We start from the raw sequence: 12,846 nt of genomic DNA on the forward strand, positions 1-12,846 counted from the left end.
AAAAAGATATCGTCAACCATAACCCAAAACATTTTCTACCATGCAAGATATTATCCTGCTCACCGGAGCCGGCAAAGGCATAGGAAAGGCAATTGCCCTTGATTTCTCTCTTAAATCACAACACAACCCCTCTTTCAACCCCACGTTAATACTCTGCTCACGCACGTATAGCGATGTAGCGAAACTCGCAGAAAAATGCAGGGCACTTGGCGCACAAGCTGTTCCGATTGAAGCCGACATTACCAACCTCGACAACATCGACCACCTGGTTGAACAAACACTTCAGGAGTTCGACAGTATCGACTGCCTGATCAACAATGCCGGTGTCGGACGGTTCAAGGATCTGAAGGAAATGACCGAAGATGATTTCGATTATACCATGTCTGTAAACATGAAAGGCACGTTTTTTCTGACACAGAAAATTTTTTCCGTTATGGAAGAAAAGCGTTCAGGCCATATTTTTTTCATCACCTCCATAGCTGCGGAAATGGCATTCAAAAGTTCATCGGTCTACTCGATGTCCAAATTCGGCCAGAAAGGGCTCGTAGAAGCACTTCGTCTTTATGGAAGGGACTGCAACGTAAAAATCACCAATGTGATGCCGGGAGCCGTATATACGCCAATGTGGGGGGAAGTCGCAGAAGAACTCAAACCACTCATGATGATGCCTGAAGATATCGCCGGTCCTGTTGTCGACGCATACCTCCAGCCATCACGGACATCAGTGGAAGAAATTGTCCTCCGGCCTGTCGGAGGGGATATCAATAGCTAACTCACATCGCTTAATGCTTGAAGTGCCGCATCGAGGTAAAAACCATCGCCAGATCATGGTCGTCGGCAGCGGAAACAACCTCATCATCACGGATAGAACCACCAGGCTGAATGACAGCACTGGCACCCGCCTCGGCTGCGGCAAGCAAACCATCGGCAAACGGAAAGAATGCATCCGATGCAACTGCAGAGCCTTTTAAATCGAGACCTGCTTCGGCAGCTTTTGAACGGGCAATTTTCGCAGAATCGACACGAGACATTTGACCTGCACCGACGCCGAGAGTTTGACGGTTCTTTACATAAACGATCGTGTTTGATTTGACATGCTTGCAGATCTTCCAGGCAAACATGAGATCATCGAACTCTTCAGATGAGGGCTGACGCTTAGTGACCACTTTCAGATCTTCACGCGACACGATCTGACTGTCTCTCTCCTGCACCAGCATGCCGAACTGGGTCGATTTGAACTCCATAACATCCTTCGGCATGGGCTGTTTTTGTAAAAGAAGGCGCCTGTTTTTCTTTTTCTGCAGGAAGTCGAGAACTCCATCTTCATAGGAAGGTGCGATGAGAATTTCGGTAAAAATTTCATCGACCGTTTTTGCTGTTTCCATATCAAGCGGCTTGTTGAAAGCGATGATACCACCGAATGGAGACTGGGTATCGGTGGAAAACGCCTTGCGGTAGGCTTCGACGAGCGTAGGAGCCTGAGCGACACCGCATGGATTGGTATGCTTTATTATCACGACGGCCGGATCTTCACCGCTGAACTCCTCGATCAGTCCGGCTGCCGCAGCCGTATCGAGCATATTGTTATACGAAAGTGCTTTACCGTGTAGCTTCTCAAAATACTCTCCAAACGATCGGGAGCATTCCCCATCATTCATACGATAAAAACCGGCTTGCTGGTGTGGATTTTCCCCATAACGCATATCCAGTTCACGCTCGAGTTTTATGGATAGCTTATCTACTCCGCAATCTTTACCTCCACTCTCGATTCCGGTCATATACCCGGCGATTGCGCTATCGTAGCGAGAGGTCAGCTCGAAAACCTTTCTTGCCAGCTTGAGCCTTGTCGAACGGGTCGTCGCACCACTGTTCATACGCATTTCCGCCAAAACAAGAGCATAATCGGCATTGTCGGTGACTACAGTTACCGACTCGTTATTTTTAGCCGCGCTCCGAAGCATCGAGGGTCCGCCGATATCGATGTTTTCAATTGCATCTTCAAATGTGACATCAGGCTTTGCAACCGTTTCCTCGAATGGGTAGAGATTGACGACAACCATATCGATAAACCCGATGCCGTTCTTTTCAGCCTGTGCGATATGGTCGGCATTATCGCGCACAGCAAGCAATCCGCCATGAATTTTCGGATGCAGCGTTTTCACACGGCCATCCATGATTTCCGGAAATCCCGTAATGGTCGAAATTGATGCAGCAGGAACCCCTGCATCCTGGATAGTTCGCAACGTTCCTCCGGTTGAAAATATTTCAACCCCCATGGTTGATAATTCCCGGCAAAATTCCACGATACCGGTTTTATCGGAAACAGACACCAATGCACGTTTGATAACAGGATCAGACATTTGTAGATTAGGTTGGAATGGTTAAATCTCAATAAATCGTCAATGTAATCAAATATCCAATAAATGGCCAACCGCAAAACCCGTCTGGCAGCATTCTGTTCAGGTACCGGTTCGAACTTTCAGGCATTGTACTACGCCATCGATGAACGTCGTCTCCCGGCTGAATTTTCCCTCTGCCTTTCCAATCGCTCAGAATGTGGTGCAACCGTTTTTGCCAGCCAGCATGGCATACCGACAGTTCATCTTTCCGAAAAGCAGTACGACACACATGAAGAATTTGCGGCAGCAATGCTCTCCTCGCTCGAAGAGCATGCAGTCGAATACATCCTGCTCGCCGGCTATTTGAGAAAAGTACCTGAAGCCGTTGTCAATGCTTATTCATACAGAATCCTCAACATCCATCCTGCGTTGCTGCCTGGTTTCGGTGGACCGGGCATGTACGGCATCAATGTTCATAAGGCCGTACTGGAAGCCGGCACTAAAGAATCAGGTGCTACCGTGCACTACGTTGACTCGGAATATGACAAGGGCCCTATTGTGCTCCAGCGAAAAGTCCCTGTCGAACCTGATGACACCCCGGAATCACTTGCGGCACGAGTCCTGAAATGTGAACACCTCCTCTACCCCGATGCTCTTGAAAAACTCCTTGTCACACAGGAAATATGAGTGAAACCCTGCTTGTCAACGAAATATTCCTCTCCATTCAGGGTGAATCGACCTATGCCGGTTGGCCCTGTATATTTATCCGCCTTGCTGGATGCGACAGATCTTGTAACTGGTGCGACACCCGCTACGCCTCGGGTAAAGAAGGCAAGAACATGACCGTTCCCGAAATAATGACCCACATTGAAACATTCGGCATTCCACTCGTAGAAATAACAGGAGGAGAGCCATTGCAGCAGGAAAACGTCTATACGCTCATGCGCATGCTTTGCGACCGGGGCTATACACTGCTGCTCGAAACCGGTGGTTTTATTCCCGTCGATGGGGTTGACCCCCGGGTTCACAAAATAATAGACCTGAAAACACCATCATCGGGGGAAAGTGGAAAAAACTGCCTGAAAAACATCGAACTCGCCGTTGCATCTTCCGTTCTTCAGAAAAAAGCGTTCGAATTCAAACTGGTTGTCGCATCCCGCAATGATTACGAATGGTCCAAAAACCTGTTGAGCACCTGGAATCTGACCGACCATTGTACAGTACTGATGGGAACGGTTTTCGGCAGGCTGGACCCTGCAGAACTTGCAAAATGGATCCTTGAAGACCATCTCCATGTAGAGCTACAGCTTCAGCTGCACAAATACATCTGGCCACCGGACACACGGGGGGTATAGCACTCGAGATATAATCGAAAATACGAACACGGCACTTTTTCAGGTGTGGCCGCGACTCTCCTCCTCTTGAACATTTATCGTTTCCCTGACAGTGTAATGAAGGGTGTTGGAAGTATCGCGGGTCAACATTTCGCCCAAAAGTCCGATCGAGAAAAATTGTACGGCCAGAATGATGAGAAGAATACCCAGAAAAAGAATCGGACGATTCACAACCGCTTCATTGAAAAAAATCTTTCCAATTGTCACGTAAAGGCTTATACCGAAACCGGCAAGAAAACTGAAAAGACTCAACATACCGAAAAAGTGCATCGGTTGTCTCAAATAACGGGTAATGAACAGCACCGTAAAGAAATCGAACAAACCCGGGAAAATGCGTGAAGTGCCGAACTTGGTTTTGCCGAACCTGCGAGGATTATGCTTTACGGGAATCTCCGTTACCCTGAAGCCATTCCACCGTGCAAGAACCGGAATATAGCGATGCATTTCCCCGTACAACTCGAGAGACTGTATAACCTTTTTTCGATAGGCTTTCAAACCGCAATTGAAATCATGCAACGCAATACCGGTGAACAATCTTGTGGTCATATTGAAGATCTTCGAGGGAATTGTTTTGGACAGCGGATCGTTGCGCTCTCTTTTCCACCCGCTCACAAGATCATAGCCAGCAATCATCCTTTCGATAAGGTATCTGATGGCAAAAGGGTCATCTTGTAAATCAGCATCGAGTGTGACGATATATTCACCGGCCGCATATCTGAAACCCGCTGAAAGTGCAGCGGTCTTACCGAAATTTCGTTGTAGAGATACCAGCTTGAGCTCGGGTTTGTGTACAATCTGTTCACGGATAAAATCCGAAGAGTCATCCGTAGAACCATCGTCGATCATCAAAAGTTCAAATGAAAACGGATGTTTAAAAAGCTCATGCAACCCCTTATCCGACATAGCTTCATAAACCTGGTCGATGAGAAGGGGGAGGGACTCCTCTTCATTATAAAAAGGAACGATCACGGAAAGAAGAGGAGTTGGCTGCATGGCATTTTTTTGTTAGATATGGTGTGCTGAAAAAAATGTACACAATAGGAAAGTAAAACAGCAAGGAATAAAGAGTCAGAACCCCCTTTTTCGATTAGTTACGAATTATAATTTCATTACCATAATGCGACACATCGGGGCACATGTCAGTATTGCAGGCGGAATAGAAAACGCACCACTTCGCGCAGAGGAAATAGGAGCAACCGCATTTGCCATGTTCACTAAAAATCAGCGACAGTGGAAAGCCCCCGCTTTGACAGAAGAAACAGTTCGTGCGTTTGCAAACAACTGTAATGCTTGCGGTTTCGACCCACTCTACATTCTGCCGCACGATAGCTACCTGATCAATCTCGGCAGTCCAAACATTGAAAAGCTCAACCGTTCACGCCTAGCGTTCATCGACGAAATGAAGCGTATCGAAACACTTGGACTGATTAACCTCAACTTTCACCCTGGCAGCCACCTGCGGGAAATCCCGGAGGAACAGTGCCTTGAAACAATTGCCGAATCCATCAACCAGGCCCTGAAAGCCACAGCAAAAACAAAAGCAGTGCTTGAAAACACCGCCGGTCAAGGCTCAAATCTCGGTCATTCTTTTGAACAGCTCGCCTTCATCATTGACAAGGTTGACAATAAGGAAAGAATTGGTGTCTGCCTCGACACCTGCCATCTTTTCGCAGCGGGTTATGATTTACGAGATAAAAAAGCTGTCACGGAGACATTTTCCTTGTTCGATGCGTCAATTGGCATTGATTATCTGAAAGGCATGCACCTCAACGATGCAAAGTTAGAGCTGAACAGCAGGCGTGACCGTCACGAAAGTATCGGCAAGGGAAAAATCGGGATTGCCGGTTTCGAAGCCATCATGCAGCATCCTGCGACAAGGCACATCCCGCTGATTCTCGAAACCCCGCAACCTGAAATCTGGCATGAAGAAATCGCCCTCCTTTCGAGCCTGGAGAAACATGATGTACCTTGAAAAATTTCCCGGATTTGAGCAGAAATGAACAATGACCGATGAAACGTTTTCCAACTGAAGCCAATATTATCTGTGGATCCACCGACTTTCCAGCGACAGATATATCGAATTGGATGCTGCGCTCTTACAAAATCCGAACATCCATTTCACAGGACGACATGATCTTTCGTGCAGAAAAGGCTCCATGAGCAGGTTACCGGTTTTTCCTTACTCGTAATCCTGCAAGTAACTCATGCCTTTCGTAAATATTTCCTCACCGACAAGGTGCTTCCGAAAATTCCCAAAAAAAAGCCCAGACCGACAAGAAACGGGAAAACCAGAAAAGTAGAAGGATGGAGAACCTCGTAAATTCCCGGCTCGTAACGCAGAAGCAGTTGCTCCGATAAAAGATATATTGCAAGCGAAGCAAATCCCCCTGCCAGCAAGCCTTGAATCCCCCCCTCGATAACGTAGGGGGCACTGATAAACCAGTTAGCTGCTCCAACCAGACGCATGGTTTTGATTTTCTGTTGTCGGGAATAGATTGCGAGGCGAATCGTGTAACCAACAAGAACTACCGTCGCTATGGCGATGAGAATACCTGTCGCGGCAGTAAGAACGGTAAAAAGACGAGCATTATCCTCGAGCTGTTGCAGAAAAACCTTGTTGTAGCGAATATCAAGTGCAGGATCGAGAGCGTTTATGGAAGCGACAATAACTTGAAGGCTGTCAGGCCCTGCATAGCGAGGCTGAAGAAGAACTTTCGCCGAACGAGGAAGAGGATTTATACCGAGAATCTCAACAATATCACGACCGAACTCCTGACTGAAGATAACTGCAGCACTGTCTTTCGAAACATATGCCACTCCTTTTACTCCGTTCAGAGACTCGATGCTGCCCTTGTAGTTCTGAACCTCTTCATCCGAAGATACATCGGGGAAAAACACCTCTATCTCGACTCTACCCCGCACCTCATCGAGGATATCAAAAAAACTCAAAGAAATCGTTGCAAACAAACCAAGCAGTACAAGCGCGAAAAAGCCAACGACAATCGTCACTGCAGCTGGCAACTTTGCACGCCAAATACCGGAAAAACCCTCTTTGATCACAAAAAAAAGATTCATAGCCTCGTAGAAATTCTTGATTCAAGATCCTGCCAATATTCTCGAAAAACGCGAATAGTTTTTTTCACCCTGTCAAAAAAAAGAACCCGGCATGAAAAACCTTTCGTATTTCTTTGTAACGCAGTCATTCCTACCGGTAAAGTAGAAGCAAAAAACAATATGCACAATTTGAAATCCAGACTCATCAGGAAACTCGAATCATGTAAGGAAAAAACAAAACAAGTTGGAAATAAAAGTTTTTTTTCTCATAATTAACATCTACAAGATGGGGCTATAGCTCAGTTGGTAGAGCATTTGCATGGCATGCAAAGGGTCAGGAGTTCGAATCTCCTTAGCTCCACGGATCACCGAACGGTCTCACATGGTTGTCAAGCTACTGTATCCCGACTTTTTTCATTTCTCCCCTGTCCCATAATCACGACCGTGATCAGGAATGTCCGGGCACAATCACCTCCCTCCCTATCACCAAAATAACCTCGGCAAGATCATTCCCATCGCCGTATCTTCAGCAAAAAGAACGCACTACGGACTGAAAAAACAAAGCGTCTACCCACTCTGTCAAAACAGAAAAAATTTTTTACAATTAGCGCTTGTTATTTTACCTTCAATTGGCAACTTTAATAGCAGGAAATTCACGAAATCTTAACATTTAAAGGAGTCCTATGTGCGGCGTTTTCGGCGTATATAATTCTAAAACTCCTGCAGAAGATACGTTCTATGGATTGTATTCACTACAACATAGAGGACAAGAAGCTGCAGGAATAGTTGTAGCAGGATACGACGAAAAAAAACACAAAACCATATACCGCCAGCACAAAGGCATGGGTTTGGTTGCCGAGGTATACAAAGACCCGGCGATATTCAAGAAACTACCGGGCCATGCTGCAATCGGCCATAACCGGTACTCAACGACCGGAGCATCAAAGTCCACAAGCAATATACAGCCGTTTTCTCTGACATACCGGTCAGGTAACCTTGCGATCGCGCACAACGGCAACCTCACCAATTCACGTACATTGCGCAAGGAACTCACCGAACGCGGTATTATTTTCCAGGCTTCATCCGATACCGAAATCATTCCTCATCTTGCTGCCCTCAGCAAAGAAAAGGAACCTGTTCATCAGATCTACCATGCCCTGCGTCAAGTCAAGGGTGCGTTTTCTCTCGTCATCCTTGCCAACGATCAGTTGATTGCAGCCAGGGACCCCTATGGTGTCAGACCACTGGCCCTCGGTAAAACCATCGACCCGGACACCGGCGATGCAATTTTTTATGTGGCCAGTGAAACCTGCGCATTCGATATCTTATCGGTAGATTACGTACGGGACATCGAGCCCGGAGAAATTCTGTTGATCGATAAAACCTCGACCAAAACGCACAAGCCTGTATCACTCTATCTCCCCCCATCAAAAAGAAAAGCCCGCTGTATTTTCGAATATGTCTACTTCGCAAGACCTGACAGTCTTGTTTTCACTCATTCTGTCGATAAGATTCGGCGGAACCTCGGTAAAAACCTTGCTCGGGAGTCCATGGTCGAACCAACGAACGATGATAAGCACCAAATCGTCGTGAGCGTCCCGGACTCCTCCAACACAGCTGCTCTTGGTTTTGTGCGCGAAAGCAACAAGATATGCCGCCCTGCTCGATTCGAACACGGCTTGATTCGAAACCATTACGTTGGAAGAACGTTCATCCAACCAGGCAAGCAAAGCAGGGAAATCAAGGTGCGCTCGAAATACAACATTATACGAGGCGTGCTTCAAGACCGGCAGATTATTGTAATTGACGATTCGATCGTTCGCGGGACAACAGCGAAAATGCTGATAAAACTCATCCGTGAAGCAAACCCAAAAGAGATTCACCTGCACATCAGCTCCGCCCCGATAACCAATCCCTGTTTTTACGGCATGGACTTTCCAACCAAAGGTCAGTTGCTGACCTATATGTTTGCCGACACGAAAGACCATGACGAAGAAATCGAAAAAATACGGGAGTACATCGGCGTCGATTCACTCAAATACCTGTCACTTCAAGGCATGCTGAACAGTGCGCCGAGATTTGAAAATGAGACTCAAAGCTACTGCACCGCCTGCTTCACCGGTGACTACCCGATTAGCATGGACGATGCAACAACTGACAAGGAAGAGTACGATAGCGGGGAATAAAAATCACCCTTTCTTCTTGTTTTCTTTGAACTCAATTCTTACAGAGGTATGGGGAACGGCTTCGAGGCGTTTTTTCGGGATGGGTTTGCCTGATTTGGCACAAACACCGTAGGTTTTGTTTCTGATCCTTTCAAGAGCCTGATCTATATACCCTAAATATTTCTCATCGCGGGCGATAAACATGAATCGCTGCTCACGATCCATAGTTTCCGTGCCATGATCCGCCATATGCATGGAGTAGTTCGAGTTGATCGAATCTTCCACGCTTTCCTCTGAAAGTGAGGAACGCAGAATATCGAGATCACGTAATACTTCTTCTCGACGCTTCAGAAGAATCTGCTTGAAATGCTCCAGCTCTTCATCCGACAAATAGGTATGAATGACTTTAGTTGGACCTTCAGGTGCTTCTTTCTCTTTTTTACTGGTACTGGCTGTGCTGCTTTTTCTGGGCATGGTATCTCTATCCAGTTTACTTGTTCAAACTTTACGGTGAACAAAACCGCTATAAACGATTGTTACATGGTAGCCGTAACCAAGGCGACGCATTTATCTTCGGAAAAACACGATAATTATAACATTAGCATTTGGATTTATCAAGCACTAAACAGCATAATTCACCGTTTATGCTTTCTTCCCGGCTCCCCGAAATGGTATCGAAGGAAACAATATCAAGTGTCACAGCAAGTGTTTCCTTCTTGATATAATCCCGATTCGCTTCAACTGCACACACCACCTTTTCACTTCCGGCAACCTGCAACGTGATCCTATCGGTAATCTCCAGACCGCTCTCTTTTCTAAAAGCCTGAATCCTGCTTACCAGCTCTCGTGCTAGGCCGAGCATTTCCAGTTCAGGAGTGATTTCTGTATCGAGCGCTACCATGACGCCATGAGCATCATCGGAAGCGACAAGCCAACCTTCGATATCTTCACGGTTGATAATGACATCTTCTCGGGTAATGGTATAGTTTTGACCATCGACATCGAGCTCCAGAACCCCGTTATCCTCGAGTAAAGAAATTTGTTTGTGTGTCAACACCCTGATGTTGTCGGCAATTTGTTTTACCGCCTTGCCGTATCTGGGCCCAAGAGACTTGAAATCAGGCTTGGCCTTTTTGCTTACCACGGAGCTTTCATCCTCGATGTACTCGACATTCTGTACATTGACCTCATCGATAATGATCTCCCTGACTTTCTCATATTCCATCATATCAGCTGCGTCGTCAACAGCGAGCATGATACGCTTCAACGGCTGACGGACTTTGAGGGAAGCTCTCTCTCGCATGGTACGAACCAGAGATGTAACGATTTGCGCTTTTTTCATGCGATGCTCAAGAGGCTTGTCTATTGCACCTTTATCAACAAGCGGCAGTTCACAGAGGTGTACCGACTCCCGAGAATCCCTTCCGGTAATACCGTTCAAATTCATGTAGATCCGGTCGGCGATAAACGGCGTAAAAGGCGCAAGAAGCTTGGCAACCGCCTCGAGGCACTCGTAAAGCGTCTGGTATGCCGCGAGTTTGTCCTTCCCCATCTCTCCTTTCCAGAAACGTTTTCTTGAACGGCGGATATACCAATTGGAAAGATCGTCAACTGTAAAGTCATTGATCAAACGTATGGCGCCGGTTAGATCGTACTGTTGCATGCGTAACTCCACACCGGAAATCAGGGAATGAAGGCAGGAGATGACCCATCGGTCCAAGCCTGAACGCTCTGTTACCGGAATGACCTCTTCGACAAAAGTAAAACCGTCAACATTCGCATACATGACAAAAAAATTGTAGCTGTTGACGAATGCCCGGAAAAATTTTCGCTGCTCTTCTTCGATCTCATCCGGGTTGAAAGACTTCGGCCGCCAAGGAGGGCTGGACAACATAAGGTACCAACGCAATGCATCGGCACCATATTTCTCCATTGTTTCGAACGGATCGACCACATTTCCTTTCGACTTGGACATTTTCTGGCCATTGCGATCGAGAATATGGCCGTTGACGACAAGATTCCGGTATGCCGGTTTATCAAAAATCAATGTTCCGATTGCATGAAGAGTATAAAACCACCCTCTCGTCTGATCGACACCCTCCGCAATAAAATCCGCAGGAAAGGTTTTCTCGAAAAGCTCTTTGTTCTCGAACGGATAGTGTAACTGAGCAAACGGCATGGAACCGCTGTCAAACCATACATCGATCAATTCAGGTGTACGATTGAACCGTTTCCCTTCCTTGATGAAATATATCCTGTCGACAAACGGCTTATGCAGATCAAGCTCGACCAACCCTTCGGCAAGGGCATCGTCCAGACGATGCCGCTTTGCGTCGATATCGATGAATCCATCCTTCAGCTCCTCGATGGAACCAACGGCAAACACCTTCCCGGAAGCAGGCCCGTCTCCGATCACAAAATCCTCCGCCACCCAAATAGGCAGCGGGGTCCCCCAGAACCGCTCACGTGAAAGAGCCCAATCCTTGTTTTCTTCAAGCCAGTTCCCGAACCTTCCTGCCCCGATTTCCGGAGGACACCAGTTGATATGGCGATTATGCTCAACCATTCGGTCGGCAATACTTGTGGTCCTGATATACCATGACTCACGCGCATAGTAAATAACAGGCACATCATAACGCCAGGAAAACGGATAGGTATGCGTAATGGTTTCCTTTGTAAAGAGCTTTCCTTCTTCCTTCAACCGCCGGATAATCAACGGATCGGCATCCTTGAAAAACATCCCTTCATATTCGGGAATCTCCGCTGTAAAACAACCGTTTCGCGCAACCGGTTGCAGCATTGGAAGATCATACTTTTTCGAAAGTTCATAATCGTCTGCACCGAATGCAGGAGCGATATGAACGATACCCGTTCCATCTCCGGTAGAAACAAAATTACCTTCAGTCACGTACCAGCATGGCTTTTCAGGATGCGCCCAGACAAAAAGCGGTTCGTATTCCAGACCGGCCAGAAGGCTACCCTTGAAAGAATCCAGAAAAACGAGCTCCTCATCCTCTCCCATTTGTTGTTCGAGCACCCGAAGACACGATTTGGCGAGTATATATACCTCATCTTTCGGCGTTCTTACCTTGACATAATCGATATCCGGCCCGACACAAAGCGCAACATTGGAAATCAGGGTCCAGGGAGTTGTCGTCCACACCAGAAAAAACTCATCGGCATCGTTCACTTTGAACTTCACATAGACACTCGGATCCTTTACCTCTTTATATCCAAGCGCAAGTTCATGTGAACTCAACACCGTTTCAGATTTTGGATCCTGAGGAACGATCTTGTAATCCTTGTAAATGAGATCCTTGTCGAAAATTGTCTTCAACGCCCACCAGACTGACTCGATATAGTCGTTGGTACATGTTATATAAGGATCGTCCATATCGACCCAATATCCCATCAGCTCCGTCAGCCTGCCCCATCCTTCACGGTTATCATCGATATGATGGTAAACCAGTGTCTTCGCTTCTGCATTGAACTCACCAGCACCGTACTCTTCGACCTGGGCCTTGTTTTTCAATCCAAGCTTCTTTTCAACCGAAATTTCAACCGGCAGTCCATGAGTATCCCAACCGGCTTTACGGGGGACCTTGTAGCCCTGCATCGATTTGAAACGGCAAACAATGTCCTTGATCGTTCTGCTGAAAACATGGTGGACACCCGGTTTTCCATTGACCGTCGGCGGTCCCTCATAGAACGAAAAGATCTTGTCTCCCTGCTTTTCAAGGCTTTTATGGAAAATATCATGCTCTTTCCAGAACGATAACACTTCAGCCTCGACGCTGCTGTAGGGCACACTGGAAGGATACTCGGGAAATTTATCAGGCATTGTCTGTTTGCAGTCAATAAGAAGAAAAAAACTCGCTATCAATCAGGCATGGA

General features: G+C 46.8%; 10 protein-coding genes and 1 tRNA gene. 6 read left to right on the forward strand and 5 right to left on the reverse strand.

From position 1 onward, the window contains the following. Window positions 1-40 precede the first annotated feature (40 nt). Window positions 41-772: an SDR family oxidoreductase gene (locus tag QZ209_RS09035; protein WP_294347131.1), complete on the forward strand. Its 732-nt coding sequence runs from the start codon at window positions 41-43 to the stop codon at window positions 770-772. Between the two features lie 10 nt (window positions 773-782). Here QZ209_RS09035 and purH read toward each other — a convergent pair whose 3' ends face one another. Beyond that, window positions 783-2,360: a bifunctional phosphoribosylaminoimidazolecarboxamide formyltransferase/IMP cyclohydrolase gene (purH, locus tag QZ209_RS09040; protein ID WP_294347133.1), complete on the reverse strand. Its 1,578-nt coding sequence runs from the start codon at window positions 2,358-2,360 to the stop codon at window positions 783-785. A 63-nt stretch (window positions 2,361-2,423) separates the two neighbouring features. Between purH and purN the strand changes: the two genes are divergently transcribed. Next, entirely contained in the window at window positions 2,424-3,026 is a 603-nt protein-coding gene (purN, locus tag QZ209_RS09045) for a phosphoribosylglycinamide formyltransferase (protein ID WP_294347134.1), read from the forward strand. Next, on the forward strand, window positions 3,023-3,694 hold the full coding sequence (locus tag QZ209_RS09050) for a radical SAM protein (protein WP_294347136.1): 672 nt from the start codon (window positions 3,023-3,025) through the stop codon (window positions 3,692-3,694). The genes purN and QZ209_RS09050 overlap by 4 nt, the downstream gene beginning before the upstream one ends. A gap of 39 nt (window positions 3,695-3,733) precedes the next feature. Here QZ209_RS09050 and QZ209_RS09055 read toward each other — a convergent pair whose 3' ends face one another. After that, the gene (locus QZ209_RS09055; RefSeq protein ID WP_294347138.1) at window positions 3,734-4,726 is read right to left on the reverse strand and encodes a glycosyltransferase family 2 protein; all 993 of its coding nucleotides are present in this window, start codon (window positions 4,724-4,726) and stop codon (window positions 3,734-3,736) included. 124 nt (window positions 4,727-4,850) lie between these two features. Here QZ209_RS09055 and nfo point away from each other — a divergent pair, with 124 nt between their 5' ends. Next, window positions 4,851-5,705: a deoxyribonuclease IV gene (nfo, locus tag QZ209_RS09060; RefSeq protein WP_294347140.1), complete on the forward strand. Its 855-nt coding sequence runs from the start codon at window positions 4,851-4,853 to the stop codon at window positions 5,703-5,705. A gap of 230 nt (window positions 5,706-5,935) precedes the next feature. Here nfo and QZ209_RS09065 read toward each other — a convergent pair whose 3' ends face one another. Continuing rightward, on the reverse strand, window positions 5,936-6,808 hold the full coding sequence (locus QZ209_RS09065; protein ID WP_294347141.1) for a permease-like cell division protein FtsX: 873 nt from the start codon (window positions 6,806-6,808) through the stop codon (window positions 5,936-5,938). A gap of 267 nt (window positions 6,809-7,075) precedes the next feature. On the opposite strand from QZ209_RS09065, the gene QZ209_RS09070 reads away from it, so the two are divergent. Together QZ209_RS09070 and purF are read left to right on the forward strand one after the other, a co-directional pair. Beyond that, a tRNA-Ala gene (locus tag QZ209_RS09070) sits at window positions 7,076-7,148 on the forward strand. Between the two features lie 322 nt (window positions 7,149-7,470). Then, a complete protein-coding gene (purF, locus tag QZ209_RS09075; protein ID WP_294347143.1) occupies window positions 7,471-8,973 on the forward strand; it encodes an amidophosphoribosyltransferase in 1,503 nt (500 codons plus the stop codon). Window positions 8,974-8,976: 3 nt separating this feature from the next. On the opposite strand, the gene QZ209_RS09080 is transcribed toward purF, so the two are convergent. Next, window positions 8,977-9,426: a TraR/DksA C4-type zinc finger protein gene (locus QZ209_RS09080; RefSeq protein WP_294347145.1), complete on the reverse strand. Its 450-nt coding sequence runs from the start codon at window positions 9,424-9,426 to the stop codon at window positions 8,977-8,979. A gap of 124 nt (window positions 9,427-9,550) precedes the next feature. Then, complete coding sequence (gene ileS, locus QZ209_RS09085) at window positions 9,551-12,793, reverse strand: isoleucine--tRNA ligase (protein WP_294347148.1); 3,243 nt, start codon at window positions 12,791-12,793, stop codon at window positions 9,551-9,553. Window positions 12,794-12,846: the final 53 nt, after the last annotated feature.

Origin of the sequence: Prosthecochloris sp., from assembly GCA_015482705.2 — a bacterium.
Classification (GTDB): Bacteria; Bacteroidota; Chlorobiia; order Chlorobiales; family Chlorobiaceae; genus Prosthecochloris.

Coding starts and splice junctions, on each gene's coding strand:
- ileS (WP_294347148.1), bottom strand. CDS start 12,793: ATGCCTGATAAATTTCCCGAGTATCCTTCCAGTGTGCCCTACAGCAGC.
- purH (WP_294347133.1), bottom strand. CDS start 2,360: ATGTCTGATCCTGTTATCAAACGTGCATTGGTGTCTGTTTCCGATAAA.
- QZ209_RS09080 (WP_294347145.1), bottom strand. CDS start 9,426: ATGCCCAGAAAAAGCAGCACAGCCAGTACCAGTAAAAAAGAGAAAGAA.
- QZ209_RS09065 (WP_294347141.1), bottom strand. CDS start 6,808: ATGAATCTTTTTTTTGTGATCAAAGAGGGTTTTTCCGGTATTTGGCGT.
- QZ209_RS09035 (WP_294347131.1), top strand. CDS start 41: ATGCAAGATATTATCCTGCTCACCGGAGCCGGCAAAGGCATAGGAAAG.
- nfo (WP_294347140.1), top strand. CDS start 4,851: ATGCGACACATCGGGGCACATGTCAGTATTGCAGGCGGAATAGAAAAC.
- QZ209_RS09055 (WP_294347138.1), bottom strand. CDS start 4,726: ATGCAGCCAACTCCTCTTCTTTCCGTGATCGTTCCTTTTTATAATGAA.
- purF (WP_294347143.1), top strand. CDS start 7,471: ATGTGCGGCGTTTTCGGCGTATATAATTCTAAAACTCCTGCAGAAGAT.
- QZ209_RS09050 (WP_294347136.1), top strand. CDS start 3,023: ATGAGTGAAACCCTGCTTGTCAACGAAATATTCCTCTCCATTCAGGGT.
- purN (WP_294347134.1), top strand. CDS start 2,424: ATGGCCAACCGCAAAACCCGTCTGGCAGCATTCTGTTCAGGTACCGGT.